Origin of the sequence: Streptomyces sp. NPDC005752, from assembly GCF_040630715.1 — a bacterium.
GTDB lineage: Bacteria > Actinomycetota > Actinomycetes > Streptomycetales > Streptomycetaceae > Streptomyces.
Map to the genome: position 1 here is coordinate 35,559 of NZ_JBEXYB010000015.1, position 26,633 is coordinate 62,191.

The 26,633-nt window shown below is 67.1% G+C and carries 19 protein-coding genes and 2 pseudogenes; 8 read left to right on the forward strand and 13 right to left on the reverse strand.

The window, feature by feature from the left end; all coding sequences use genetic code 11:
- Positions 1-20 precede the first annotated feature (20 nt).
- The 4 genes from ABZ441_RS14910 to ABZ441_RS14925 form a co-directional block, all read right to left on the reverse strand.
- Positions 21-1,307 (reverse strand): TerD family protein, encoded by a 1,287-nt coding sequence (locus tag ABZ441_RS14910; RefSeq protein ID WP_358972957.1) that lies wholly within the window; start codon positions 1,305-1,307, stop codon positions 21-23.
- Positions 1,308-1,369: 62 nt separating this feature from the next.
- Positions 1,370-2,632: a SpoIIE family protein phosphatase gene (locus ABZ441_RS14915; protein ID WP_358972960.1), complete on the reverse strand. Its 1,263-nt coding sequence runs from the start codon at positions 2,630-2,632 to the stop codon at positions 1,370-1,372.
- Positions 2,629-3,429, reverse strand: a complete 801-nt coding sequence (locus ABZ441_RS14920; protein ID WP_358972963.1) for an alpha/beta hydrolase — start codon at positions 3,427-3,429, stop codon at positions 2,629-2,631. Before ABZ441_RS14920 ends, ABZ441_RS14915 begins: the two co-directional genes overlap by 4 nt.
- 155 nt (positions 3,430-3,584) lie before the next feature.
- Positions 3,585-4,202, reverse strand: a complete 618-nt coding sequence (locus tag ABZ441_RS14925; RefSeq protein ID WP_358972966.1) for a type III effector protein — start codon at positions 4,200-4,202, stop codon at positions 3,585-3,587.
- A gap of 127 nt (positions 4,203-4,329) precedes the next feature.
- Here ABZ441_RS14925 and ABZ441_RS14930 point away from each other — a divergent pair, with 127 nt between their 5' ends.
- Positions 4,330-4,764: an Hsp20/alpha crystallin family protein gene (locus ABZ441_RS14930; protein ID WP_358972969.1), complete on the forward strand. Its 435-nt coding sequence runs from the start codon at positions 4,330-4,332 to the stop codon at positions 4,762-4,764.
- Positions 4,765-5,073: 309 nt separating this feature from the next.
- Positions 5,074-5,508, forward strand: a complete 435-nt coding sequence (locus ABZ441_RS14935; protein ID WP_358972972.1) for a DUF2267 domain-containing protein — start codon at positions 5,074-5,076, stop codon at positions 5,506-5,508.
- A 149-nt stretch (positions 5,509-5,657) separates the two neighbouring features.
- Here ABZ441_RS14935 and ABZ441_RS14940 read toward each other — a convergent pair whose 3' ends face one another.
- The gene (locus ABZ441_RS14940; protein ID WP_358972975.1) at positions 5,658-7,181 is read right to left on the reverse strand and encodes a hypothetical protein; all 1,524 of its coding nucleotides are present in this window, start codon (positions 7,179-7,181) and stop codon (positions 5,658-5,660) included.
- A 487-nt stretch (positions 7,182-7,668) separates the two neighbouring features.
- On the opposite strand from ABZ441_RS14940, the gene ABZ441_RS14945 reads away from it, so the two are divergent.
- Entirely contained in the window at positions 7,669-8,790 is a 1,122-nt protein-coding gene (locus ABZ441_RS14945; protein ID WP_358972978.1) for a Tn3 family transposase, read from the forward strand.
- A 65-nt stretch (positions 8,791-8,855) separates the two neighbouring features.
- Here ABZ441_RS14945 and ABZ441_RS14950 read toward each other — a convergent pair whose 3' ends face one another.
- The gene (locus ABZ441_RS14950; RefSeq protein WP_358972981.1) at positions 8,856-9,374 is read right to left on the reverse strand and encodes an SMI1/KNR4 family protein; all 519 of its coding nucleotides are present in this window, start codon (positions 9,372-9,374) and stop codon (positions 8,856-8,858) included.
- A gap of 69 nt (positions 9,375-9,443) precedes the next feature.
- Between ABZ441_RS14950 and ABZ441_RS14955 the strand changes: the two are divergent.
- A pseudogene (locus ABZ441_RS14955) lies at positions 9,444-10,578 on the forward strand (IS630 family transposase).
- Positions 10,579-10,736: 158 nt separating this feature from the next.
- Here the strand turns inward: ABZ441_RS14955 and ABZ441_RS14960 are convergent.
- The 3 genes from ABZ441_RS14960 to ABZ441_RS14970 form a co-directional block, all read right to left on the reverse strand.
- Positions 10,737-12,140 (reverse strand): IS1380 family transposase, encoded by a 1,404-nt coding sequence (locus tag ABZ441_RS14960; RefSeq protein WP_358972984.1) that lies wholly within the window; start codon positions 12,138-12,140, stop codon positions 10,737-10,739.
- A 701-nt stretch (positions 12,141-12,841) separates the two neighbouring features.
- Positions 12,842-14,506: a hypothetical protein gene (locus ABZ441_RS14965; protein WP_358972987.1), complete on the reverse strand. Its 1,665-nt coding sequence runs from the start codon at positions 14,504-14,506 to the stop codon at positions 12,842-12,844.
- 37 nt (positions 14,507-14,543) lie between these two features.
- Positions 14,544-14,687, reverse strand: coding sequence for a hypothetical protein (locus tag ABZ441_RS14970; RefSeq protein ID WP_358972990.1), 144 nt, complete (start codon positions 14,685-14,687; stop codon positions 14,544-14,546).
- A 387-nt stretch (positions 14,688-15,074) separates the two neighbouring features.
- Between ABZ441_RS14970 and ABZ441_RS14975 the strand changes: the two are divergent.
- Positions 15,075-15,498 (forward strand): annotated as a pseudogene (locus tag ABZ441_RS14975) (transposase); the annotation flags it as partial.
- A 193-nt stretch (positions 15,499-15,691) separates the two neighbouring features.
- On the opposite strand, the gene ABZ441_RS14980 reads toward ABZ441_RS14975, so the two are convergent.
- The 3 genes from ABZ441_RS14980 to ABZ441_RS14990 form a co-directional block, all read right to left on the reverse strand.
- Positions 15,692-18,103: a hypothetical protein gene (locus tag ABZ441_RS14980; RefSeq protein ID WP_358972993.1), complete on the reverse strand. Its 2,412-nt coding sequence runs from the start codon at positions 18,101-18,103 to the stop codon at positions 15,692-15,694.
- 663 nt (positions 18,104-18,766) lie between these two features.
- Positions 18,767-20,170, reverse strand: a complete 1,404-nt coding sequence (locus tag ABZ441_RS14985; protein ID WP_358972984.1) for an IS1380 family transposase — start codon at positions 20,168-20,170, stop codon at positions 18,767-18,769.
- A 125-nt stretch (positions 20,171-20,295) separates the two neighbouring features.
- Positions 20,296-21,126, reverse strand: coding sequence for an alpha/beta hydrolase (locus ABZ441_RS14990; RefSeq protein WP_358972996.1), 831 nt, complete (start codon positions 21,124-21,126; stop codon positions 20,296-20,298).
- 76 nt (positions 21,127-21,202) lie between these two features.
- Here ABZ441_RS14990 and ABZ441_RS14995 point away from each other — a divergent pair, with 76 nt between their 5' ends.
- The 3 genes from ABZ441_RS14995 (at position 21,203) to ABZ441_RS15005 (ending at position 24,879) form a co-directional block, all read left to right on the forward strand.
- Entirely contained in the window at positions 21,203-21,823 is a 621-nt protein-coding gene (locus ABZ441_RS14995) for a sigma-70 family RNA polymerase sigma factor (protein WP_358972998.1), read from the forward strand.
- A 329-nt stretch (positions 21,824-22,152) separates the two neighbouring features.
- A complete protein-coding gene (locus tag ABZ441_RS15000; RefSeq protein ID WP_358973001.1) occupies positions 22,153-23,178 on the forward strand; it encodes a recombinase family protein in 1,026 nt (341 codons plus the stop codon).
- A 549-nt stretch (positions 23,179-23,727) separates the two neighbouring features.
- Positions 23,728-24,879, forward strand: coding sequence for a hypothetical protein (locus tag ABZ441_RS15005; RefSeq protein ID WP_358973004.1), 1,152 nt, complete (start codon positions 23,728-23,730; stop codon positions 24,877-24,879).
- 319 nt (positions 24,880-25,198) lie between these two features.
- Here ABZ441_RS15005 and ABZ441_RS15010 read toward each other — a convergent pair whose 3' ends face one another.
- On the reverse strand, positions 25,199-26,530 hold the full coding sequence (locus tag ABZ441_RS15010) for a GDSL-type esterase/lipase family protein (RefSeq protein WP_358973007.1): 1,332 nt from the start codon (positions 26,528-26,530) through the stop codon (positions 25,199-25,201).
- Positions 26,531-26,633 lie beyond the last annotated feature (103 nt).

The following is a 26,633-nucleotide window of genomic DNA, read 5'->3' on the forward strand; positions in this document are numbered from 1 at the left end:
GCGGTCCGTCCGCCGCCGGGTCATTTGCGCCCGGGGGTCCAGTTCATGCCCCAGCCGTAGGCGGCGTCGATGGTCCGCTGAGGGCTGACCCCGCGCTGGGGGACGAGATAGCGGGCCTCGCGCCGCACGGTGAGGTCTCGCCCGTCGCTGGTGATCAGCGCGAGCGCGCACACGGTGGAGGGGACGTCGCACTCGTCGAGGGAGAAGTCGATCGCCGCACCGTTCTGCGGCTGGAGTGTGACCGTGGCATGCAGATCGGCGAAGCTCCGGGCGCCCTCGTAGATGGTGACGAAGATCAGAACACGGCGCAGCCGGTCCTTGTGGTCGAGGTTGACCGTCAGGTTCTCGCCGCTGGAGACAGCACCGGTACGGTCGTCCCCGTCGAGGTGGATGTACGGCGGCCGGCGCAGGGAGCCGTACGCGTTTCCCAGTGCCTGTACGACTCCCTTGCTTCCGTCGGTGAGTTCGTACAGGGCGCAGAGGTCGAGATCGAGATCCCCGTGCATGGCGACGGCCCTGCCGAGTTTCGCGCCCCATCCCTTGAACTGCTTGCGCACCTCCCAGTTGAGATTGACGCGCAGCGCGCCGGACGTGCCGCCCTGTTTCGACAGCGAGACCGAAGGGGCCTCCTTCGTCAGCGTGACCTTGGTCAGCCGCACAGCCTGGGTTACGGGGGGCTCGGGCGGGGGCGTGGGGGCGGCCGGAGGTGCGACGGGGTGAGCGGGCGGCCGGGGCGCCTGCTGGGGCCGCTGGGCCGGCGGTGCCGGCCGCGGTTCGTCGACGGAGATGCCGAAGTCGGTCGCGAGACCTCCGAGTCCGGTGTCGTAGCCCTGCCCCACGGCCCTGAACTTCCAGGCGCCCTGCCGCAGGTAGAGCTCCCCGAGGATGAACGCGGTCTCGACCGTCGCGTCCGCGCTGTCGAAGCGCGCGATCTCCGATCCGTTCGCCGGGTCCACGATCCTGACGTACAGGCCGGTCACCCGGCCGAAGGTGCCGCCGTCCGCCGAGGCCGCCACCACGACGCGGTCGATCGCCGGCTCCATCCGGGCGAAGTCGACCGTGAGGCTGTCCGTCACGGCTCCTCCGGCCGTCTGCTTTCCCTCGTGGCGCACCGCACCGGACCCGTGCACCGGCTGGTTGTAGAAGACGAAGTCCGCGTCGCCGCGTACCTTCCCCGACACGAGAAGGAGCGCCGAGGCATCGACATCGGGTGTACCGGGAGAGGTGCGCCAGCCCAGTTCGACCCGCACGGCCTGAGCCGGCACCGCGACATTGGTTCCCTTTTGCATGGTCATGCTCGCCCCCATCTCGAGTCCGGCTGCCCGGAGCGTCTCCCGCCAACCTAATCCCCGGTGCGCCGGGAGCACATTCACCCCGGCCGGGGGCTCCGGGGGGCGACGCCCATGGCAAGGAGTGCGGTGTCGTCGTCAAGTCCCTTGCCGAATCCGTCCAGGAGCACGGTGAGGTCCTCGACGGCATCGGAAGCCGAGACGGGCGCGAGGGCCCGCGCCACGTCCAGGAGCGCTTCGTCGCCGAAACGTTCGCCCGTGCGCGAGGCGTGCGCCTCGGTCAGACCGTCGGTGTAGAGCAGCAGAGTGTCACCGGGACCCAGATCCAGGGTGACTGTGGTGAACTCGGCGTCCGGTACGACACCGACCAGCTGACCGCCCGGCGTGGGTACGTAGTCGGCGCTGCCGTCGGCCCTCAGCAACACGGCCGGGGGGTGGCCGCCACCGGCCAGTACGATATGGAAGCCCTCACCCTCCACACGGGGTGTGAGCAGGCCGAAGATCACGGTGCAGAATCGCGGTTCGTCGTCCTGGGACGCCTGGCTGAGTGCGGTGTTGAGGTTGGCCAGGACCGTGGCCGGTACAGGATCGGAGACCGCCGCCGCTCGCAGGGTGTACCGGACCAGGGACGTCACCACGGCCGCGTCCACTCCCTTGCCGCGCACGTCCCCCATGAAGAACCCCCAGCGTCCGGCGGCCAGCGGGAACAGGTCGTAGAAGTCCCCGCCCACCTCGTCGGAGGACGCGAAGTGGTAGTGCGCGGCTACGTCCAGGCCCGGAACCGGTTGGAGCGCCGGCGGGATCAAGGTGCGCTGCAGGGTGGTGGCCAGGCGCTGCAGACGTTCGCGGTCGTGCTCGGCCTCCTGACGGGATCGCAGGAGCTCCCGCTCGTAGGTGCGCCTGTCCTGGGCGTCCAGAAGGGTGGTGCGGATCAGCAACGGCTCACCGTCGCTGTCCCGCTTGAGGACGGAGGTGACCATGACGGGTAGCCGGCTGCCGTCCGCCGCCTTGAGCTCCAGGGCGATGCCGCTGATCACGCCCTGCATCCGCAGCAGCGGTGAGAAGTGCGTCTCGTGATACAGCCTGCCACCGACGGTCAGCAGGTCGGAGAACTGTTTGTGGCCGACCAGTTCGTCCCGACGGTATCCGAGCCATTTCAGCAGGGTTCCGTTGACCTTGGCGATCCGCCCGTCCACCAGCGTGGAGAGGTAACCGCACGGCGCGTTCTCGTACAGGTCCTCCGCGCTGTCCTCCAGCAGGGCGGAGAACGGCAGCTGTTCCTGCTCACGGTCCCCCGCCGCCCACGACGCGTTGTTCTCATCGCCGCCCGGGGGCACCGTCACGGCCCCTGCACGAAGGCGATGATCGCCTCGGCCGTTTCCTCGGGGGCGCTCAGCTGGGGACAGTGGCCCGTCGAGTTCAGCGTGACCAGCTCGCTGCCGGGGATCTGTCCATGGACGAAGGCACCCACCTCGCGCGGGGCGATCGTGTCGCGCGCACTTTCGGCGATGAGTGTCGGCACCGTCACCTCGGCGAGATCCGCCCGGTTGTCCGACAGGAAGGTCGCGCGGGCGAAGACCCGCGCGATCTCCGGATCCGTTCGGCAGAAGCTGTTGGTCAGCTCTTCACCCAGTTCGGGACGCTCCGGGTTCCCCATGATCACCGGCGCCATCGTCGCGGACCAGCCCAGGTAGTTGCTGTCCAGCGACTCGAGCAGTTCGCCGATGTCCTGCTCGCTGAATCCACCACGGTAGTCGCCGTCATCGATGTACGACGGCGACGGGGCGAGGAGAACGAGCCTGTCGAAAAGCCCGGGCTCCCGAACGGCGGCGAGCACACCGATCATGGAACTGACCGAGTGCCCGACGAAGTTCACGGGCCCGAGGCGGAGCTCCCGGCAGATCTCGATCACGTCCTGCGCATAGGCGTCCAGGGACGAGTACCTCTCGGAGCTCCAGGCGGACACATCGGAGCGACCCGCCCCCACGTGGTCGAACAGGACCACCTGGAAGTGCTTCTCCAGTTCGGGTACGACCAGACGCCACAGGCTCTGATCGCACCCGAACCCGTGGGCGAGCATCACCACCGGGCCGCTCTCCAGGCCCGTCACCGACACTCGGTTCCTCTTCCGAACGTCCATGAGAACATCCTGACACTCCCGGCGCGTGACGGCCCGAGGTATCGCAGGAGGAAACCATCGACCAGCGCTGATCACAGTGCGTCACCGGCAGCGGCAGCGGCAAGGGGCCCCGGGCGCGGCTCTTCGCGGCACCACCTCTCATGCCGCCCGGCGGATCAGATCCCGTCGGCACCATGGGCGACGGTGTCGACGCGAGCCGCGAGGTCCGGATGGTCGGCCTCGAGATAGGTCTGGGTGTCGGTGAGCGGGCCGATCAGGTTGGCGGCGTCGTTGTCGGCAAGGGCTTCGGCGAGACGGGCAAGGGGGGTACGGGCCCGCACAGGCAGGTCGGTGAGAGCGGTGATCTGGCCGGCGAGCTGGCGCAGGCCGGCGGCGTTGGCCCTCGCCCAGGCGGCGGCGGTGCGGTCGGCGGCGCGGCGGCTGCGCGTGGCCTGTACGCGTTGTTCGCCGGTGGCTCCGGGGGCGCCGGGGCGTACGCGGAGGTAGCGCCGCTCTGCGGCTTGGCGGCTGGCGACACCGAGGGGGTGCGCCAGGTCCGCCCAGCTGGAACCCGCCGCCCGCGCCGCCTCGATCAGGCCGGGTTCCCACCCTGCGAGCTGGTCACGGAGTTCACGCAGGAGGAGGAGCGCGGCCAGGGCATGGTCCGCACCGGCCTTCCCGTCCTCGGGGTGCGTCTCCGTCCGGGCGGTGCGGACCGCCCGGTCCATCGCGTTCAGCGCTGCCGCGACGGTGAGGGAGGGCGTGGGGTCACGGGGGTCGGACGAGTCGGTCATGAAGATCCCTCTCTGCATGTCACCGTTCGGATGACACTGCAGTTGTCATCCTTTCGATGACATGCTACAACGGTGGCACCTGAAGCGCATTGGCAGTCACTGCCAGACCTGTGGAGGTGTTTTCGCTATGTTGATGCGCACCGACCCCTTCCGTGAACTCGACCGGCTCGCCCAGCAGTTCACCGGTGTCACCGGCACCCGGTCGCGGCCTTCGGCCATGCCGATGGACGCCTATCGGGAAGGTGAGGAATACGTGATCGTCTTCGATCTGCCCGGTGTGGCCGAGGACGCGCTGGACATCGATGTCGAGCGGAACATGCTCACCGTCAAGGCCGAGCGGCACCCCGTCGGCCGGGCCGAGAGCGTGCACATGGAGCTGTCGGAACGCCCGTTCGGCGCTTTCTCCCGCCAGCTGGTCCTGGCCGACACCTTGGACACAGAACGCATCACGGCCGACTACGAAGCAGGGGTGCTGACCCTGCGCATCCCGATCGCCGAGCGTGCCAAGCCCCGCAAGATCACGATCGGCGGGCAGTCCGAGCGCAAGCAGATCAACAGCTGAGGCGCGCGGTCACCCGACCCGTGCGGTGCGAAGGACGGGACCCGGCCTTCCCGTGCGCCCCGTCCTTCGCACCGCGGATGCGGTCGGCCCACGTGCCGCCTCGGCCGTGGTGGGGGCGCGCATCCGGTGGGTGATGGCCGGGACGAATCGGCCACCCCGGCTTACGCCGCCCCCTTGGACACTCCCCATGACACCTGAGCCCGCGAATGCGTGACGGCTCACGCATTCAGCAAGGCCGGCCTGCGTTCCTCCGGTCGGTCCGCTCCGCGGGCGAACAACCTTCTGAGCGAGAAAGGCAACCACTCCACGATGCTTCCGCTGCACGAACAGGCCACGGCCCGGGTCGGCATGACGTTCCTTCAGATGGTGGAGAAGGTCCGGTACGAAGGCGCGTATCCCACACGGCAGCGAGCCGAGGACGTCATACACGCCGTGCTGGCAGCGCTGGGCCGTCAGCTCACCGGTGACGAACGCGTCGACCTTGCCGCCCGCCTCCCGGCCGAGTTCTCGTCCGACCTCACCAGGCAGATGACGGAGCGTGAACCGCTCACCGGATGGGGTTTCGTCAAGGATCTGGCCGCCCGCACAGGCGGCACTCCTGCCACCGCCCGCTGGGACGCCGGAGCTGTCCTCGCCGTGACAGGTCAACTGGCAGGCCCCGGCCTCCTGGACCGCATCATCACCCAGCTCCCTCCCGGATACGCCCTGTTGTTCGGGCGCGTGGAACTCATTCAGGCCGCGTGACCGGTACGGGCGCAAGCGTGCAGCGCCCCAGCGGTGAACTGACGACGGGTCCGAACTGACACGGGGCTCCGGCGATCATCCGGTCGGATCCCTGTCCGCGCGCTGCTGCCGGCCGATCGGCCCCGGCGCGGGCCGGCGGGGCCCACGGCCTACGCAGTTGCCGGTCGGGGCAGCCCGCCCTGGTCGAGCAGGCCGTGCAGGCGTTCCGCGGGCAGGCCTGGGTTGGCTGCGGCCCCTTCGGCGTGCTCCGGGGTGTCGAGGAGCGACGAGATCACGTCGAGGGGAAGGAGCGGGTTGGCGGCCGCCGCGCGACGAACGCACGGCTCGGGGTCGGCGAGCAGGTGGAGCGGCGGCCGTCCGAGGCCTGTGTCGGCGGCGGCCAGGGCACGGACGTCGGGGTCGTCGTGGTCGAGCAGGTGGTGCAGCCCGGTGCGGGGCAGGCTGGGAAGCGTCAGCAGGTAGGGGCGTCGGCTCGGTGCGGCGACGAAGGCGTCGAGGACGATCGTGGGTGGTGCGAGCGGGTGGTTGTAGGCGAGCAGGTGCCGCACGTCGGCGTCGGGATCGGCGGCCAGGCGGTGCACGAGATCCTCGGGCAGCCGGGGGCAGCTCGCGGCGACGCGCCGCAGCAGGTGATCCGGGGACGCGGCGCACATCTCGTACCAGCTGGTCGGGGGCTCGGCGATCATGTCGTCGACAGCGCCGATGGTCTCGGCTGTGCGGCCGATGGTCCCCTCCGTGTGGCCGATGATCCGGTCGATGGCAGCCCGCTCGGGCCACGTTCGCGGCAGTGGGTGCATCAGCGCCCGGGTTCGCACCATGCTGTCCGGGTCCTGGCCCAGTTCGGCCAGCAGGGTCGGATCGGCATCGGCCCTGGCGGCCACCCGCTCACGGACATGGGGGTCGGGATCGCGCGCGAGGCGGGTGATGGCGTCGCCAGGCGTGTGGGGGTTGTGGGCGAGGGACCACAGGTCGCGCCGGTCGGCGAGGCACCGTGCGGCCACGGCATGGGAGACGGCGTAGTTGGTGAGCAGGAGGCCCCGATGGTGGCAGCCCTCCTCCGGCAGTTCCCTCTCCATCGCCATCGGGTCCAGCAGCCGGCTCTGTCTCAGCGCGGCTTCGCGCACGACGGGGTCCGGATCGCTCAGGAGCGCATCGCGTTGGCCGGGAGTGAACCACAGCCACAGTCCCGTTGCCCAGTAGCGCAGTTCGGTGTCCGGGTGGTTCAGCATCCGGCGGCGGAACGCCGGTGAGATCTGTCCGGAGACCTCCAGTTCCTGTCTGATCTCGTCAGCTGTGACCATGTGGCCGCTGCCTTCGTCGTCCCGCACGGTCAGCAGGTGCTCCAGGATCTCGTCCGGCAGCGCCTCGACCCTGCCCAGGCGCGGGCGCGGGCCTGAGGCAAGGGCCGCGCGGACGTGAGCGTCCACGTCGTCGGCCAGTCGGCCGCGCTGCTCCGCGGTCGCGTGCCGGTTGCGGGCGAAGCTACGGCGGATCAGGCGCTCGGGGTGCGCGAGCACCGCCTCGACCACCTCTGCGGGAAGTTCGCGCTCCTCGCAGAGGATCGTCCAGGTGGCACGTGCCTGTGCGCTCAGCAGCCGGAGCAGAACATCGGACGGTGCGGCGGGGTTGGCTGCGACACCACGCAGCCACGACTCAGCGAGATCGGAGGGCATCGGGACATCGTGGCAGTGATCGAACGACCCTGGCCAGGCAGAAAGCGGCGACATACCGGGCCGGTGCTGCCGACGCGCGGACCGAGGAGCAGCTGCGAGGCCGCATCGCTGAGCACCATCCCGCGCTGCACCGGTCGGAGACCCGGGCGCGAGCAGAGTTCCGGCAGGCCAGGACGCTCTCAGAGCCCGTAACCACCAGAGAAGTCCCCGTCACCAGCTGCCTGTCCCAGGCCGAGCAGGGCCTTCTCGGGGCCAGAGGTGAGCATGGCGCCCTTGGCCCAAGGCCGTGTTCACGGGCGTGGGACGTTCGCGGTGGCCCGAGGCCTGGAGATCGCAGGCCGCGTCGTGCTCGTGATTCTCAGCGCTCCTGCGCGTATGTCACGACCCACGCGAGGGCGAGAACGAGCCCGAGAATCCCGATACCGAAGATGCCGAGAGCCGTCCCTGTCGGCGTCGGGTGAATCGTGCTTCGGGCACACATTCCGTAATGCCGAGCCCGCACGTCGACCTGCTTCAGCGCTACCTGGACCAGCCGCTGAAGGAGGGGGCGTTCTTCGAACCGGCGGAGAGTGTGCCGCTGGCGGGGGTGGTGCCCGAGCCGTGGGGGGCGGCGGTGGTGGACGACAAGGGCCGTGTCGAGCGCATCCCTTATGAGCTGTGCGTACTGGTTGCGCTTCGGGACGCGGTGCGCCGGCGGGAGATCTGGGTGGTGGGGGCGAACCGGTGGCGTAACCCGGAGGACGACCTGCCTGCGGACTTCGAGGACAACCGGGACGTGCACTACGCCGCGCTGGGTCAGCCGCAGGACTCCGGCGAGTTCATCACCGCCCTTCAAGGCAAGCTCCGCACCTCGCTGGACCGCTTCGAGACCGCACTGGCGGAGGGCACGACGGGCGGGGTGTCGATCGTCAAGAAGCACGGCGAGCCATGGATCAGGGTCTCCCCGCGCGGCAAGCAGGAAGAGCCGGAGTCCCTGGTGGCGATCAAGGGGGAGATCGAGCGCCGCTGGGGCACCATCGACCTGCTGGACATCCTGAAGTACGCCGAGTTCGACACCGGCTTCATTGAGGAATTCACCTCGGTGGCCACCCGCGAGACGCTATCGAAGGACGTGCTGCGGCGCCGGCTGCTGCTGGTCTTGTTCGGCCTGGGCACGAACATGGGGATCAAGCGGGTCGCGGTGACCGGCAAGCACGGCGAGAGCGAGGCGCCGCTGCGCAGGGTGCGGCACCTGTTCGTCAACCGGGCCAACATGCGCGCGGCCCTGCGGAAACTGGTGAACGCCACCTTCGCCGTCCGCGATGAGATGTGGTGGGGCACCGGCACCGCGTGCGCCTCCGACAGCCGCAAGTTCGGCGCCTGGTCCTCGAACCTGATGACCGGGTGGCACCAGCGCTACCGCGGCCCCGGTGTGACACCCGGGCTACCGGGCCTGGCCGGAGCCGTGGTGAAGACGATGTTGCCCGGGACGCTTCAGCGTCCCGGGCAACATGCTGAGCGGCAAGGTTATGGGAAGAGCCGTAGGTTCCAGCCGTCGCCGGTCGCGGCTGCGGGGAGCCTGGCCTCTTCCCACTGCTGGAGCCATTCGCGCCCACATCAGACTCCATAGGCGTGAGCTAGTGCCGCATCAGGCAACGTTCGCCCTGCTGTGACGTCTCAATTGGTGCTGTGTCGTCAGTCGGGTACGTCTTCGCTGTCGAAGTCACTGGTGGAGGTGAGACCTTCGACGAAGGATCGGAAGTCCGTGGCGAGGGCCAGCTCTTCATTGCGGTCGGCGTCGAACCACGTCACCGATGGTTCCCCGTGTCGGCCGGATGCCCGGTAGTCGAGCGCAATCCAGTAGTGCCCGTCGCCTGAGAGAAGCACGGCAGGCCCGGGCAGTCCCCATTCCTTGATCAGGTACAGACTGTCCAGCAGAGAGACTGCGCGGCCGTCTTCGCCGATGCCCATCAAGTGGTCGAACGGGATGTGATCGGTACCCCAGGAAGTCGGCTGGTCTGTCGGGAAGGCGTCCCGGTCGGCCGCAGACTCGCCCCCGTTCTGACCGCGCAGCAGGTCGAGGAGCGAAATGGGGAGAGTGACACCGAGCAGTCGCTCGGCTTTGCGCACGGCCTCATCAGTCAGCGGCTGGTGCACTCCGTAACTGCTGCGAGGCTTCCAGAAGGCGGCCTGCACATCCTCAAAGCGTGCCATGACTGCAATCGTAGGAGCCCTGCGTCGCTCTGCGCCGCCCGGCCCGGGACAGGCCGACAGAATGATCACGTGAGCGGACGTGCGCGAGTGCGGGAATTTGACGATGACGAGGGGCGACGGCTGCTGCGGATCATCCGCCGCGGCACCGGGTCGGTGGTGACCTGGCGGCGGGCCCAGATGGTGCTGCTGTCCGCGCAGGGCATGCCGGTGGCAAAGATCGCCGAGGTGTCGTTCACCAGCGACGACCGGGTGCGGGACGTGATCCACAACTTCAACGCCAACGGCTTCCACTCGTTGTATCCGAAGTACTCCGGCGGTCGGCCGAAGACCTTCACCCTGCCCGAGCGCCGCGAGATCAAGAAGATCGCGAGGTCCAAGCCGACCGAGCACGACCTGCCGTTCTCGACCTGGAGCCTGACCAAGCTGGCGGACTTCCTGGTTGCCGAGGGGGTGGTCGACGACATCAGCCACGAGGGCCTGCGCATCCTGCTCCGCGAGGAAGGCGTCTCCTTTCAACGCCTGAAGACCTGGAAAACCTCCCGTGATCCTGACATCGCCGGCCAAGAAGGCGCGGGTCGAGCACCTCTACGCGATCGCCGACGGGGAAGTCATACCCGAGGAAGGCGAGCCCGAAGTCATTTTCTGCATGGACGAGTTCGGGCCCCTCAACCTCATGCCCCACCCCGGCCGGCAGTGGGCCGAACGCGGCGGAAAGAACAAGGACCCCGACCGGGAACCACGCCGCAGGCGGCGGGCGACCTACAACCGCTATGACGGAGTGCGGCACCTGTTCGCCGCCCTGGACCTGGGCAAGGACAAGCTCTACGGCCACGTCAAACCGGTGAAGAAGCGAACCCAGTTCCTGAAGTTCTGCCGCTACCTGCGCACGCTCTACCCACCATCGGTACGGATCGCGATCGTCTGTGACAACTTCTCCCCGCACCTGACCACGAAGCGGTGCCAGCGCGTCGGCGACTGGGCCGCCATGAACAACGTCGAGATCGCCTACACCCCGACCAACAGTTCCTGGCTCAACCGCGTCGAGGCCCAGTTCACCGCCCTGCGCTACTTCACCCTCGACGGCACCGACCACGCCACCCACAAAGAGCAGGGCAGTATGATCCGCCGCTACATCATCTGGCGAAACCGCCACGCCGACGACCAGCGCCTACGCGCCGTCGTCGACAGGGCAAACGTTGCCTGATGTGGCCCTAGGTGTACTGCCCTGTGAGGTTGGGGACGCGGCTGGCGGGTGGACGAGCGAGATTGTTTGAGGCCGTGTCGGCCGGTGGGCATGGTGACGGCCCGGCGCGGGGTCGGGTTCTCCGAGGTCCTTGGGTCGAGGTGGGCAGGGACGGCGGGTCAGCTGGCGGGACGGGGTAGTGCGGCCAGGCGGTGGAACGCGGCCGCGAGTTCATGTCGCCAGGGCCAGGTCGCGGATATGCGAAGGCGGATGCGGCGGCCGCCGCGGGTGATCCGGGCGCCGACGTGCAGAAGCCGGTAGCGGAGTTTCTTGGGTTCGGCAGTCGCGAGTTCGCCGTCCAGCAGGAGGACGCGGGTCCAGGCGAGGAGGTCGATGGCCGCGAGGCTGAGTTCGAGCCAGGCGGCGTTGACGTCGAAGCGGCGCGAGGGGAAGCGGTCGAATCCGGTGGTCTTGCCGCGCCGGATGTGGTCCTCGACGGTGGCGTGCTGGCGGTGGCGGGCCTCCAGGAACTGGGCCGGGCCGGAGGTGATGGGGGTGTCGGTGAGGAAGACCTGGTGCCGCATGCCCTCGTCCTGGTCGAAGAGTGAGAGCTGGGCTCCGGGGTGGGGGCGTTCGCGGCGGACGATGACGCGGGTGCCCTCCGGGTAGCCGGCGAGGCCGGGCATGCCGGTCAGCTCGGCGACCTCGGCGGACTCGCGCAGGGTGCCGTCCTGGTCGAGAGCGGGATGCCAGACCTGCTCGGGCAGGGCCCGGATCGCGCGGCGGACTGGTTCGGTGACCGCGTATCCCACTGAGAAGAAGGTGCGGATTCCCCGTGTTCGCAGGTCCCGGACGTGGGTGAGGAATGCTTTCGCGGACCCGGCGCTGTCGGTGCGGACGAGGATGTCGGTGCCGTGCCGGTGGGGGTCGGGGATCTGCGCGAGAGCGTCGTCCAGTACCGCGATGTGATCCGCGGCCGTGTTGGCTCCGGCGTTGCCGGGTCGCAGCCGCCCGGCCACGGCCTCGCCGGTATTGGCCAGGAAACACAGCAGCGGGTGGAAGCCGAAGCCGCCTTTGTAGGTGGGTGCGGCCGCCTCCTTCTCGGAGTGGCAGGTGATCAGCGTGGCGTCGATGTCCAGGACGAGGCCGGGCAGTTCCCGCCCGTCGGCTTTCGCCGCCGGTATGCCGCAGCGGGTCTCGGACGCCTGCAGCCAGGCTACTTCGCGGGCCTGGGCGCGGGCTGAGCGCAGACGGTCCAGTACACGTTCGTCGATGGCGGCCAGCAGTCGCCAGGCCGTCGGCGTCGAGGCGATGGGGCCGAACACCTCGCCCTGGTCCCGCAGCGCGGCCAGATCCCCGATCGCCTCGCCGCCATCGGCGAGCATCACCGCGAGATCGGCGGCGATACGGCCCGGGACATGACCAGTACCGCGTGGCCGAAGTGGGCTCAGAGCGGCAAAGTACGAGCTGGTCAGCCCGGTGGCATCGGCAAGATCAGCCAGCAGCCGCGCTCCGGCGTGACCAACCACCCCCGCACCGTCAGCAGAGACATGGAGCTTGGGACGCGAACCGATACCCTGCACGTAGAAAGTGCCTTCCGCCTGGACCGACAGAACCCCTAGACAAGGTTCATCGTCCCAGCTCAGAAAGCACTTTCACGTTCCCGCCCATGATCCGGACGGAACTCAAGTGAAAGCGCGAGGCTAACGGCGATTCGCAGCCTCAGGCGCTCGCCCGCGCTCTGCTTTCCGAACCAGTCTGGGACGCCTCCGTCCTTGACGACCTTCAGCCGGGCTGCCCGGTCGATCTCCACGCTCTCCAGGTGAGGTGATGCCGAACCGATGTCCGAGCTGGAGGATCTCCTCGTTGACTTCTATGAAGAGGAGAGACGCCGCCGTCTTACTGTCATCCTCGAGCACCTGGGGGCCAGCTTTGAGAACCTTGATCGTGGTGGTCTCAATGGGGTCATCGGTGACTTGCGGAAGCTGCGGGAAGACGGTCAGCGCTCCCCTCCAGTCGCAGCACTGCCTCCTGCGCCAGTAGTCGCTCAGGTAGCTGCGTCGCCGTGCGCATGCCCGTGACGGCGGTGGCCTGGGGCTGGTTGCTATGGGGGAGGTAGTGCGCATCGAACCACCAGAGAACTTGCCACAGCGCCATTCCAATCGCACTGAGTCACGATCTGATCAACCAGTCGGCGCCCACCCGACGCGACAGCCGGGCCATCACCAGCCCGAACAACCGAAACGGCCCGCCAGACAAACCGACGGGCGTCACGAAATCGAGGTCAGGGCCTGCCGAGAGGTGCAAAGCCGCTCGTACTCATGGCCTGCCCGAGGCACAGCCGAGGCATGTTTTCGTGCGGTTTGCTGTCCCAAACAGGGGCATCTGTGACGCCGGAAGACACCGAGAAACTCTTGGACATCGACAGTGCGTGGATGCGCCCCCTCGGTTCTGCGCAGAAAACCGCCCAATGATCGTCTTTGCCGCGTTCGACGCAGGTGGCTCCCTTCATGGCGCGAGCGAACTCCCCGTCCGATTGCTCCCTCCGAGGGTCCCAGCGTCCATCGGTGTAATCATTTTTGTAGATCCGCAATCGCCGGTCGTTCTGGTCCCTGACCCACTGAGCTCCTTTGTTTAAGAAATCAGTATGACGTCTCAGGTTGCCATGAAAGGCACCATCAACCGACCAAAGTTCGCGCCATGACCGATCGAACTGCACATGGTCGGTTACCGATCCCCAAACGTTTTCGTGGTAGTGCAAGGCCGCACCGTGACGGTCAAGCAGTTTGTTCAACTGGTCGACCGCAGAGCTGAAACCAGCAACTGCCACCCGGCCAACTGCCGGCGGAAGGGGGTGGACCTTGGGAACCTTGCCGTCGTCGTCCCGTGGAATCCACCTGCAGATTTCTCTGAGCATGCGCATCAGCGTCATGGGTGATTCCCAAAGATCAAAGTTAGAGCTGGGGGCTACAGGAATCACGATGGCTGCCGAGCGCTTCGCCGCAAGCATCTGGTAAGCGAGATTGTGGTAGTTGCCCCAGTGCGCGAAGGGGAGCTCCACATATGGCTGCAGCGCGAAGTATGGCTCAGCCGGAGTCCCGAATCCCCGTGCCTGCAGCGCGTACGGATAGTCCCCCGTGTACGGGTATTGGGCCAAGGGGTACTTCTGGGGTGCGGTGTTGGGCGTGAACCAGACGAGGAAGTCGATTGCGCTGCGGCCTACCTTGGCAAGCTCGTGAGGCATCCAAACGGCCACTAGGAATCGGGGGGCCGTTTTCTGAGTGCCGACTTCGCCATATTCGATGAGGTGAACTCGGCCGTCGATGTTGGGTGTTGCAGGTTGCGCCAGCGTATGGAATCGCCCCCAGCCCGGTGCGTTCACCGGCCAGTCCTTCTGTTCCGCGCTGCCGAGCGGGTCGGGGGCGAGGATATGGAAGGTGGACTGATCAAGCATAGAGGATCTCAGGTAGAAGTTGTTGCGGTCGAGCAGTGCACCCGTTAGCGGTCCCAAGGGTGCGGTTTCCGGCGGGGCCGGCCTGCGTCGGCGGGCTGCCGCATCGAGAGGGGCCTTAACCCGCTCTGCTCGTGCTTTCAGGTCTGCTTCCTCCAGGAAGGTGACTGGCGCAGGACGGATCCGTGACATGACCGCTCGAACCACCACTTGCTGCCCTTGGGTCCTCACCTGAATCCGTGGATCGGTCCACCTCCAGCTGTTTTCCCTCGGGTTTCTGACAAGATTGATCATTAAGCGAGAGAAACGCCCATGCTGCAGAGAGACGACTACATTGACAACCGCGTCGGTCACCTGAAAATCGAAGGTGGCGCCAATTACCTGCGGGGCATGAACAGTCACGCTCCCGGACCCGGTCCAGGTGGACAGTTCCAGTACTGCGTCGGGAAGGAGGCCATCGCTTACGTCCCGCACTTCGAGTTGAAACTGGATACTCATCGGGGGCCCGCCACCGAAGGGGTATGACGTGGCCGCGTCACAGCCACTGCCCGGTCTTGAGGTCGTAGCGCACGGCTACTGCGGCTACCTGGTTGGGCAGGACATCGACCCACTGGTCGAAGTTCTCGTAGGGCTGGGCTGGCCGGAAGCCCGCCAAGGGGTCGAAGCCGTTCTCGACCAAGGGTTGGGAATGCGCGACAGGAACGCCCGGCGTAACCGCGACGAACGAGAGTCCCGCTCAGAGCGTCCCCGCCTGGATAGGCACTCGGATCCACCACCGTGACGCTGTCCGGCAATGCCATGGGCATCCGGCGCTCGGTGATGACCTCGGTGCTGGAGCCCTCCACCTCGTACGACTGAGTCCGACTTGCACCGCCGCTGGACACCACAGGAAGGGATGAGGTGCCCAGGAATGTGACCGTGTACGTCATCGAGACGCTCCTCACCTCGTCTTGTTCCCATCGTCATATTCGCGTGCGGTTCGGAGCGAGGCGCGGTCAAACGCGGTCGGTCACCCGAACGGCTGGCCGATCGGGTGACGGCGTACCTTCATCAGGTCGGTGCGCATCTGACGCTGTTGCCCGAGCATCGTCGTGGGCACGGAGCGATGTACGGCGGCCCGAACCACGGCCGGATCGACACCGACCGGCTGCGGACGGTGCTGGCCGGGCTGCCGCTGCCGCGTTTCGACGGCGGGCGCCTGGTCCTGGCGGTCGATGTGTCGCCGTGGCTTCGTTCGGACGCGCCATGCTCGGCGGAGCGGCTGCTTGCCACGTCTATGGACGGGCGAAGACTGTCTCGCAGTTCATTCCGGGCTTGCCCTACTCCTTCGTTGCCGTGCTGGAGCCGGGAGCCACGTCCTGGACCGCGGTCCAGGACGCGGTCCGGCTCGGACGGCGGATGACGCGACCGCGATCACCGCCGCCCAGCTCCGAGGAGTCGTTGGACGGCTCATCACCGCGGACCAGTGGCAGGCCGGGGACCCGGACATTGTGCCGGAGCGTGATCGGCTCTGCCGCTAGGCCGATCGGCGGCTGCTCGCCAGGCGGGGCCGCGTGGTGTTGCGGCAGATGGGGCGCGGCCTCCCGCAGCTCTCACCGGCGCGGGGGTGTTCCCCACTTGGGGGTGACGGCCGGCCGCGGTCTGGAGCGGCACGGTCGGGCATCCGGGCAACGCATCACTCGCTCAGGGGTCGACTGAGTCAGGCACAGGAATCTGCTGCCCAGTCTTAGGGTCATAGGCCACCTCCACAGCCACCACCTGATCGGTAGGGAGCACTTCGATCCATTGGTCGAATACCTTATAGGGATCGGCTGGCTTGAAACCGCCCTCCAGAGGGTCGAAACCGGTTTCGAAGACCTCTTCCGCAGCGACGGTGTTAGCAATGGTCGTGTTGGAATCCCCCAACTGGGCCGCGAGAATTTCCAGGACTTGTCCTACGTCTTTGTTTTGGTAGTCAGTGGGGTCTCCCTCCTTGAATTCATAGGGAAGGCCGAGTGCTGCTTCCCCTTCGACATCCGCTTCTCTGAGCCACCTGAGTGCCTCGGCTTCGTGCCCTGGACGCACCGGCAGGACTGCCTTGGCCCATGCTGCGTTGAGGAATTCGTTGCGGCGCGCGTCGCCGTCGATTTCGATCAGCCAGCCTAGGGAACTGCCTAGGGGAGCAGGTTGTGCTTGCTCGGTGATCAGGTAATTCAAGCGCCACTCGTCACTCGCTTGACCTAGCGGATCAATTGCATTCGTCATATCGGTGTGGCTGTACCAGCTGGCCACGGTCCGACCTTCAAGAATGCTCGGATCCGGCACCGGATATCTACCGACGCTGGCTTTGGTGGGTTCGGAGGGGTCCGGAGTGGGGAATGGGGCTCCGGGGACGGGATGAGGCCTCCAGTAGTCCGGCGCCACGAAGTACAGCATCTCGTCCACATCGAAGATCTGTCGAAGCAACTCTGAGCCCAGATGCTTGTCGTCGTAGAGCTCGAATGGCTTGAGCGTGTGGATCACGTTTCCGTAGATCGTTTGACGTTCCTCGTTACGCAGGTCCTGTGACGGCCGGGGGCGCATTGCACTGACCAATGCGAGCCGCTCACGCACGGCGGAAGCGTAGGCGGCACGCTGCAACTGGGCCACCTCTGCGTCGTAGATCTTCTTCTCCTCCGCGTAGCGATCGTGGGCCGCGTTTGTCGCTGGTGGATCCCACGTGAGTTCGAAGGTCAGAGAGATCGGGGTGAGGTCGCCAGAATTGAAGAACTTGGAGAAGACAGCGAAGCCTGTCATCGCCTGATTGCGTCGGATCAGATGGTCGATGAACGCTCGTCCCGGCGCCACGGAGACAAGTAGCGCCTCTTTCAGCTTGTATCCCTCTTCGGGCGGCGGAGGCGTGAAGTCCATCCGCGCCACGGCATGGATGACGTTTTCGTGGTCGGTGATATCCTCGGCATCCTCAGGGTTATGGAAGACGAACTCCCAATTTGCTTTCAGTTCGTCCTTATTATTGGGTGTCTTCCGGATAGGGAACGCACCGGTGAACTGGGTGTTCTTGATCACAAGCGGTGCTGGCGGTTCCGGCTTCCTGATCGAGGTAAGGTCCGGTGCTGGAATAAGGTGGACCAGGTCCCCCAGGCCAAGCCTTCGGCCTGGTGCAGGGATGTATACCTGCCAGCACAATCGTGTGCCGATGTGCTGCAGTTGCACGCCGACCTTGCGCATCTTACGTCGCAGTTCGTAGTTGACCAGCTCCTTCGTGGTGTTTTGCATGACGTAGCGACGGCTGGACGTGTCTGTGGTCTCGGTTACCGTCTTGAACGTGCTCTTGAAGTTCCGTTTGATTTCGCTGGCGACTTTGGCACTTTGCGTGCGGGTGTGTTTGTGCGTGTCCTCTGAGGACTGCTTGACCGTGTTACTGACGCCGAAAGTGGCGCTTGCCTCGGCGTGGTAGATGCCGACGAGGTTGGCACCCCCGGAGGCGCTGATGCCGAGCTTGGTGTCGTTGGCGTTGTCCTCTTTGACCGCGTCGGCGATGTCGTCCTGCTCGGTCAGGCTTTCTTCGATCTTGCGCGAGGTTTCCTCAGCCTGCTCGGCTGTCTTTTCGACCAGCGTGCGCCGCGTGCTGGTCTCGACGAGCTCCACGGTGCCTCCGGGGCTGAGCCAAAGGTGGCCGACGGGGGGGCCGAGGAACGTGTCGAACTCGAAGAAGTACTGCCGAAACAGGTTTACCAGTCCGACCGGTGAAAGCACGCCCTGGGCTGTGGCTTCGAAACGCTCCGCCAGGGCGGTCAAGGCCCCATCATCCATCCTGCGCGCGGCGGTGCCCGAGAACGATTCGCGGCTGAGGTACGCCCAGGCCTTTTCGGCAGTGCCTCGGGCGACGCGCAGCGAGTTTTGCAGACCGTACCATCCAGCCAGAGGCTGGTAGATGCCGAACAGCTCACTGGCGTAGGGCAGCATTCCGGTAAATTCGACCGGTGGGCGGCCGTTGATTGATGACCCCACGATCGGCGCGGCCAGGAGCTGCACAGTTCCTGGCGTGCCGCTTGCACTGGTGGCGTATTGCACTGTAGCCAAGGTCTGACCTTGGGGAGCCTTGGCGAGCAGCATCTCGCAGGTGGTCTCACTGGTTGGAGCAACAAACGAGATGCTCTGCGTGCCCGGAGTGGCAATCTGGCGTCCTACGTACTGGCGACTCGACGTAGCATCTCGCTGGATAAACATGCCCTGCAGTTGCGACACATTGGGGTACCGCTCTGGGCCGCGTACATCCACCTCACGGGGTAGGCCTAGCGCGATTCTCAGCCCCGCCGAGAGCTCACCGCCCCCACTGGATCCGCTCCCTGTGGATTCAATTTTATAAGACCAGATGCTGTATCCCGCGCCCGTCCCCGGAGCGGAAAGGGCGGTCCGGCCCATGAAGGTGACTACCAGCACTATGACCACTTCCGGAGCAGACGACGACGCCGGGCTTCCCGGTTCGTGTTGACCTTATGGCGCCCGCGCCGTTACGGCACTTCTGGCTCGGCCTATTGGGTGCGTGTGGTGGGCTCGCAGGCGGGTCGTGCGCTGGGATCGGGTGCGCGGTAAAGGCCGATTGGGCGTTTCCAGCGTTGCCTGGGCCATGACCCCTTAGCCTCGGCGTTTCAGTTGGAGCTGGTGGGCGGACGAGCGAGATTGTTTGAGGCCGTGTCGGCCGGTGGGCATGGTGACGGCCCGGCGCGGGGTCGGGTTCTCCGAGGTCCTTGGGTCGAGGTGGGCAGGGACGGCGGGTCAGCTGGCGGGACGGGGTAGTGCGGCCAGGCGGTGGAACGCGGCCGCGAGTTCATGTCGCCAGGGCCAGGTCGCGGATATGCGAAGGCGGATGCGGCGGCCGCCGCGGGTGATCCGGGCGCCGACGTGCAGAAGCCGGTAGCGGAGTTTCTTGGGTTCGGCAGTCGCGAGTTCGCCGTCCAGCAGGAGGACGCGGGTCCAGGCGAGGAGGTCGATGGCCGCGAGGCTGAGTTCGAGCCAGGCGGCGTTGACGTCGAAGCGGCGCGAGGGGAAGCGGTCGAATCCGGTGGTCTTGCCGCGCCGGATGTGGTCCTCGACGGTGGCGTGCTGGCGGTGGCGGGCCTCCAGGAACTGGGCCGGGCCGGAGGTGATGGGGGTGTCGGTGAGGAAGACCTGGTGCCGCATGCCCTCGTCCTGGTCGAAGAGTGAGAGCTGGGCTCCGGGGTGGGGGCGTTCGCGGCGGACGATGACGCGGGTGCCCTCCGGGTAGCCGGCGAGGCCGGGCATGCCGGTCAGCTCGGCGACCTCGGCGGACTCGCGCAGGGTGCCGTCCTGGTCGAGAGCGGGATGCCAGACCTGCTCGGGCAGGGCCCGGATCGCGCGGCGGACTGGTTCGGTGACCGCGTATCCCACTGAGAAGAAGGTGCGGATTCCCCGTGTTCGCAGGTCCCGGACGTGGGTGAGGAATGCTTTCGCGGACCCGGCGCTGTCGGTGCGGACGAGGATGTCGGTGCCGTGCCGGTGGGGGTCGGGGATCTGCGCGAGAGCGTCGTCCAGTACCGCGATGTGATCCGCGGCCGTGTTGGCTCCGGCGTTGCCGGGTCGCAGCCGCCCGGCCACGGCCTCGCCGGTATTGGCCAGGAAACACAGCAGCGGGTGGAAGCCGAAGCCGCCTTTGTAGGTGGGTGCGGCCGCCTCCTTCTCGGAGTGGCAGGTGATCAGCGTGGCGTCGATGTCCAGGACGAGGCCGGGCAGTTCCCGCCCGTCGGCTTTCGCCGCCGGTATGCCGCAGCGGGTCTCGGACGCCTGCAGCCAGGCTACTTCGCGGGCCTGGGCGCGGGCTGAGCGCAGACGGTCCAGTACACGTTCGTCGATGGCGGCCAGCAGTCGCCAGGCCGTCGGCGTCGAGGCGATGGGGCCGAACACCTCGCCCTGGTCCCGCAGCGCGGCCAGATCCCCGATCGCCTCGCCGCCATCGGCGAGCATCACCGCGAGATCGGCGGCGATACGGCCCGGGACATGACCAGTACCGCGTGGCCGAAGTGGGCTCAGAGCGGCAAAGTACGAGCTGGTCAGCCCGGTGGCATCGGCAAGATCAGCCAGCAGCCGCGCTCCGGCGTGACCAACCACCCCCGCACCGTCAGCAGAGACATGGAGCTTGGGACGCGAACCGATACCCTGCACGTAGAAAGTGCCTTCCGCCTGGACCGACAGAACCCCTAGACAAGGTTCATCGTCCCAGCTCAGAAGGCACTTTCACGTTCCCGCCCATGATCCGGACGGAACTCAAGTGAAAGCGCGAGGCTAGGTCATCTATGGAGGAATGCCACCGTGGTCGCCACGAACCAGCCGGCGTCGTCGAGCCACGGATAGTGGCCTGCTCCCGGCTGCACCACGAGCGTGGCGTCAGGGAAAACTTCCGCGAACTCAGCCGCGGACACAGGCGGGCTGTTCAAATCGAACTCTCCGGTGAGTAGCAGAACGGGGGCCTCGCAGGAGGCGAGCGCCGCACGAGTGCTTTGCGGGTTGAAGGCGCCGTCGGCTGCGAAGAGAGCGACAGCTTCCTGATTGCTCGGCTGGCTGGCTGCGTGGTGCTTCTGTGCCGTGGCATCCCACCGGCCCCAGAAGAAGGGGGCGACAGCTTCCCAGTCGCTGCCCGTGCCCTCCGTGATCGCCTGCAAGGCGGCGAACGCTGCCGGGAACCACGGCTCGTTCCTCCGAAGCTCCGCGAGCTCGCGCCGCGTCTCTCCCCTGATCGCTACATCGACAGCGCGGGTGCTGGGTCCGATGAGGGCGAGCTTGCTGACTTTCTCCGGGTGCCGGGCCGCGTATTGCGTCGCAATGTTCGTGCCGGCGGAGTGGCCGAGCAGGTCTATCCGGGGAAGGCCGAGGTGCTCACGCAGAGCCTCGACATCGTCGACCAGGCGATCGCAGCGGTAGGAGGAGGTGTCTTGGGGAATCGCGGACCGGCCGGTGCCGCGGAGGTCCAGGACGATCAGCTGGCAGTACGTAGACAGGCCGCCGAGGTCGCCGAGGTAGACGGAGTCCGCAGGACCTCCCGGAATGCAGACGACCGGGTCGCCATCACCGATCACACGGTATGAGAGCTGGGTTCCGTCAGGCGCGGCGAAGGTAGGCATGGGGCGGATCCTGTCAGGCATAACCTGGTTGTACAACCAGGTTATGAGCGAGGGCGTTCTAGTGTATAACCGGGTTGTGGCAAGCGAAGAAAGCACGCACCAGACCCCCGAGATGTTGACCGAGGAACAGGCCGAGCGGATGCTCGCCAGCGTGAACGAGGTCATCCGTGCGGGCGAGGAGATGCGAAAGCTACGCGCCGAAATGATCAGGGTGTTTGCAGGCTTCGGCTGGACGCAGGAACGTATCGCGCAGCTCACTGACATGAGCCAGCCCGCCGTGTCCAAACAGATGGCGAAGCGCAAGACCGATGAGCCGCGCCCCCAGACGGGGATCTCCCTCGACCAGCGCGACGCGCCCTGGCTCGAAGGGCGACTCTGGGGCCTCGCTGAGGAGATCTCTGAGACATTCGATGGAACCGCACGCTGTACCCGCTATGTCAACGCACTCACCCGAGGGAAGAAGCACTTCACGCCCCAGAACATCGACGAGCTGAGGCGTCTTGTCGAGGAGGACCTGAGGCTGCACCAGGCAGAGCTGCCTGACGGCTACCAGACCGCGTACGACGACATCAGCCGCGGCCTCGACCTTCCCTCCAAGGTCATCATCACCACCACATCGACATCGGTACGCCGCTCCATCGCCCACCAGATCCAGCGCGCTCTACTCCGAGGGGGACGCGTTAAGCCATTCTCATAAACGACCCTTTCCCGGAGTAAGATCGAAAATGATCGGCGGGAGCGGTCCGGATCGCGGATTCACTGTCACAACTCGATCTCACTCAAAAGTGGAACCAGGCATGTTCTGAGAAATGTTTGTGACAGCATCCGGGGTCATGACGGGCCCTCGAACCGCACCCACGTCCGAAGCGGACGACGTCGAGCGCCACACCTGCCCACGCTGTCACGCATCGCCAGGCTCACCCTGCCGATCGCGCTCCGGCGCGGTCACCGGGACCTATCACACCGGCCGCTTCACCAAGGTGCCCCGGCTCGCGAAACTCCTGCGCGTGCCCACCCCCTCCGACCGTGCCCCCGGCCAGCCGTGGCGACCCGGCACCCGCGCCCGTCGACCCCGACACCCCAAGCGCCGACATCCGCATCGGATACGCCCGAGGCTCGACCCTCACCCAGGAACTCCAGACACAGCTCGGCGCCCTCGCGGCCAAGCACATCCCCCGCGACAAGATCTTCGCCGAGAAGATCAGCACCCGCGTGAGGGTCCGCCCGCAGTTCGAAGCAGCCCTCACCGCCGCCCGCGAGATCAAAACCCACGCCCCGCACTGCCGGGTCATCTTCACCGTCTACGAGATGAAACGCCTGGGACGCGATGCCGCAGAACTGACAACCCTGGCCGACCACCTCACCGCCCACGGCCTGGTGCTGGAGATGCTCGCCGGACCTCTCCAGGGGATGTACGACCCCAGCGGTCCAGGACGCCTGCTGTTCGGGTTCTTCGCCGCGATGGCCGAGACCGAACGCGAGAACATCCGCGAGGCCACCCTCGAAGGACTCGACACCGCTGCCCGCAAGGGCAACCACGGAGGCCGGCCCCCGGTCATCACCGACGACATGCTCCACACCGTGCTCCGTCGCCGCGCCCAGGGCGAAACCGTCGAGACCATCCAGCCCGACCTGCTCATCCCCACCGGCCGCCGCAAAGGACAAAGCCCCAGCCTTTCCAGCATCTACCGGGCGCTGGCCGAGCACGAGAAGGCCCAGGCGTACCCGGAGGCCATCGAGACGGCGCACGCCGACTTCGCCGCCCTCCAGCAGCGCGACCGCAGCCCAGAGAGCAGGTGGTGCAGCGTCACATGCTGCCACCCGGGCGCGCAGTCGGGCAGCCACTCGACAATCGGAACATCCGCGGCAATGACCCCGTCTTCAATCAGAAGCATCGCCGCTGCCGCGGTGAACTACTTACTCACCGACGCGACCCGAAATTGTGTGTCCGACGTGCACACCGCACCTGTCCCGGCGTCGGCCACACCGGCCGACACCCGCATGACGACTTCCGGCCCACGCATCACCAACACGGACCCACTCAACCCGTAGACCTCGTTCACCAGGAAACCGTAGCCATAATCGATGCTTGATGGGGGCCTCGACCCAAGGCCGGTCATGTGGCTGAAGACGCTGCACCGCTGGTCGTGGAAGGACATCTGCAGGTGGCTTCCTGGACGCGACGGGTCCTGGCTGCCGATCGCGTGGACGGGGTGGAACTGGTCAACCCGGCGCGGACACCTGCAATTACGCGGTACCGCTACCGGGGCGACGCGACCCAACCCCCTGGACGAACGCCTGACGAACAGCTCACGGCAGGAACTGTGGAGAGCCCGGTATTCGGTAACGGGTACACCGGGTTCGGCGAGCGGCCTGGAGAGACGGGCCGGTGGCGACACCGGTACCGCGCTCCAGGCCGACCAACCGACCCGGCCGCCCTGCCTCGACTTGCCTGAGGTCGGACATCTACGCTCGACGCCCGGGCGGCAGTGATCGCGCCGGACGGGTTCAGAGGGGGAGTGTGCGATGCGCGCGGGGTGGATCAGGCTGTGGCAGTGGACGGCGTGTGGCGGGATCGGGCTGAGTCTGTACGCGGGCTGGTTGACGGTCGATGACATCCGGGACCGCGCCTCCAGCGAGCGCGACATCAGCGCTACATGTGATCGGCTCGTGTCCCCGGCTGCGGTGATGGACCTGCAGGACGGGATGGTCCGGGCGAAGGGCAGCGACTACGACGGGTCCAGGCTCGATGTAGGCGAACTGCCCGGTTCCTGCACCGTCTACAAGGTGCTTGGTCCCGGCAAGACCACGGGCCTGTTCACGTTGGCGGTGCGGGGCAGCGACACTTCCGAGCCGTTGTACCGGATCGGTGACAACAGTGAACTAGAACCGTTCCGCGCCAGTCACGGCAGCCAGAAACCTGATGTCACCGCGATCGCCGATCGGCGCCCCGAACCGCGACCAATCGGCGATGGCACCTTGGGCCGGTACGGCAACTGGTACACCACCATCCGCGCCGAGTGCGGCCCCGGCAGCCGCGCGACGGCCCCGAAGCTCCTGAACGTTACTGCCCGCGCCGACTACGAGGACGTCTCCGCAGCGGACCGTGAGCGCCTCGCCCGCATCGCCCGCTCGGCCGCCGCGGAGCTCACCGAGCGGATCGGCTGCCAGACCCGACTGCCCGCCCTGCCTGAGCACCTGGCACCCGTACCGTCTGGCCTCCGTCCCGCGCAGGCGGCGAACGAGTCATGCCGCTGGTTTGCCCGACACCTCGAGGAGCGAGGGCAAGGCGGGCTGCCCGACCGTGCCCTCGCAGTACCCGCACGGGACGCATACCCGATCGAAAGCTGCCTTCTAGCGGTCAGCCCCGACCAGGTGGGCCGTATCGCCGACGGCTTGCACGACGACGACCGCGATTACGCAAGCAGTGCGCTCACGCACTCGCCCTGGTGGCTGCGCACCGTCTCCTACTTCGGAGCAGAGGCGCGCACGGTGGGATACGAGGACACTGGCGGCGAAAGCAAGATCATCAAAGCAGGGACGGCCGGACACGCAAGCGGAGTGTGGTGGGCCTCCTCCATCTGCGATGGCAAGCCCGCCCTGCACACCCTCAGCTCCAGCTACACGTATGACAACGTGCTCGGCCCGCAGACGCTGTCGGCCCTGTTCCGCACGTACGTCGACGACATCACCAAGCGGCGCGGCTGCACCCACGTGGCGTACCCGGAGGCGAAGGAATTCCGTGCTCCCTGAGCACCACCCGTACTGAGCTCGTCATCTGGCGAAAGACACCAACTCGAGTGCTCAGCCACAGCCGAGCACGTGATCGGCCGAGCCGGACAGCGGCTCACTTCCGCCAGATCGAACCACTACGCCGCCGCCCACTCGTGCGGCCTCCCGCCACGCCACCACACTCGGGCCTGCCGACATCTGAACCGGAGCGCCCGCCACGAGAGCTGTGCCGGAGCCCGGTCTCATCGGCAACGCCACCGGCACCCCTACTCCGGCGGACGGTCGGGGACGAGGCAGAGCTACAGACTCGGCCTGCGGCCACGGACGCCGGGAGGGAGCGTCATGACCGCCGTGCGGCGGATGCGAGCATCGGCAGCGAGAGGGTGTCGGCCAGGGCCTGCTGCCCCGAGATGTTCGCGTGGACACCGTCCCCGGTGTCATAGGGCGGGTTGATGGCGTTCGGCTTCAGCGGGTCCTTGAGGACCTGGTCGAAGCCCATGACGCCGTCGCAGGTGTCGCTGCAGTTGTTCCACTTCGAGACGAACGAGTTGATGGCGTGGCGGCTCCTGTTGTGCTCATCGGTGTAGCCCGGGCGGGGGGTCACCGGAGTGACGTACACCTTGATCCCGGCAGCGTGCAGACGGCGGAAGGTGCCGCGGTAACTCGCCAGCACCTGTGGGGCGTCGCATCCTGCGGGAAGGTCGTTGGTGCCGTAGTAGTAGAGGACTCCGGTGACTCCGTGGAGGGCGAGGACGTCCCTCTCCAGGCGTGCCTGTGCGTCGAGGCCGCGGAGGTGTCCGGCGAGCTCGGGGCAGTCGGCGGCGCTGGTGGTGCCGTTGACACCGGCGTTGGCCACCGCGAGCTGCCGTGTGGGAGGGAGTTCCGTGATGATCCGCCGGGCGAGACCGTCGGTCCAGCGGCGGTTGGTGCCGAATTCCGTGCAGCCGGGTCCGCAGTCGGTGGAACCGACCCCGTCGACCACGGAGCTGCCGTAGGCGACGAGGCTGCCCTTCAGGTGCGGATTGTGTACGTCCACGGCGGTGACCAGGTAGGTGGACTCGGTCGTCTCCGTGTAGGCGGCTCCGCTCGCGTCACGGGTGTGGTCGCCGGTGCCCGGTTCCGTCAGGTAGTTGGTGCGGAAGGCGGTCTGGTGCCGGCCCGGGACGACGGTGCCGGAGACGGACAGGGAGACCGCGACGTCGCTCTGGGCGCGGGTCGTCAGGGAGGTGGGGTCACTCCACAGCTCGCCGCCGGCCGGGATCACCGCTTCCCGCCGGCCGCCGAAGGTGACGGGGCGTGGGCGTCCCTGTGTGGCGGCGCTCCGTCCGTCGGTGATTCCCACGGTGGCTGCGTTCACCGCGAGGGGGGTCGTTCCGAACGTGTTCTGGATCCGGATGCGCAGTGCGTCACCGCCCTGGCTCAGGTGGCTGATCATGCGGACGGTCTGATCACGTAAGGGAGCGGGGGCGAGGTCGTGCTGTGCGCCGACCCACGTCGTGAACCAGCCCCGCGCGCCGGGCCGTTGTCCGGATGCGCTGTCACCCGCGGCCTGGGTCGCCGGGGCGGGGAGGACGAGAGCTGCCGTTATCGCGGTGGTGACCAGGGCGATCGGGAGGAGTCCGGCCGACGGCACCCGACGGCGGCGGGCTCTGGTGAGGAACGAACTGATCATGGACTTGCCTTTCCGTGGGAGGAGAAGGTGTTCCGTGCCCAGTGGCCGTCCCGGGCCCGGACCGGATACGCGTGCCATTCTTCGCGGGACCGGACGGGCCCCT

Bases quoted from the DNA above. Each gene is read 5' to 3' on its own strand.
- ABZ441_RS14910 (WP_358972957.1), bottom strand. From the start codon at position 1,307: ATGGGGGCGAGCATGACCATGCAAAAGGGAACCAATGTCGCGGTGCCG.
- ABZ441_RS14920 (WP_358972963.1), bottom strand. From the start codon at position 3,429: ATGGACGTTCGGAAGAGGAACCGAGTGTCGGTGACGGGCCTGGAGAGC.
- ABZ441_RS14925 (WP_358972966.1), bottom strand. From the start codon at position 4,202: ATGACCGACTCGTCCGACCCCCGTGACCCCACGCCCTCCCTCACCGTC.
- ABZ441_RS14930 (WP_358972969.1), top strand. From the start codon at position 4,330: ATGTTGATGCGCACCGACCCCTTCCGTGAACTCGACCGGCTCGCCCAG.
- ABZ441_RS14935 (WP_358972972.1), top strand. From the start codon at position 5,074: ATGCTTCCGCTGCACGAACAGGCCACGGCCCGGGTCGGCATGACGTTC.
- ABZ441_RS14940 (WP_358972975.1), bottom strand. From the start codon at position 7,181: ATGCCCTCCGATCTCGCTGAGTCGTGGCTGCGTGGTGTCGCAGCCAAC.
- ABZ441_RS14945 (WP_358972978.1), top strand. From the start codon at position 7,669: ATGCCGAGCCCGCACGTCGACCTGCTTCAGCGCTACCTGGACCAGCCG.
- ABZ441_RS14950 (WP_358972981.1), bottom strand. From the start codon at position 9,374: ATGGCACGCTTTGAGGATGTGCAGGCCGCCTTCTGGAAGCCTCGCAGC.
- ABZ441_RS14965 (WP_358972987.1), bottom strand. From the start codon at position 14,506: ATGAGTATCCAGTTTCAACTCGAAGTGCGGGACGTAAGCGATGGCCTC.
- ABZ441_RS14980 (WP_358972993.1), bottom strand. From the start codon at position 18,103: ATGCTGCTCGCCAAGGCTCCCCAAGGTCAGACCTTGGCTACAGTGCAA.
- ABZ441_RS14990 (WP_358972996.1), bottom strand. From the start codon at position 21,126: ATGCCTACCTTCGCCGCGCCTGACGGAACCCAGCTCTCATACCGTGTG.
- ABZ441_RS15010 (WP_358973007.1), bottom strand. From the start codon at position 26,530: ATGATCAGTTCGTTCCTCACCAGAGCCCGCCGCCGTCGGGTGCCGTCG.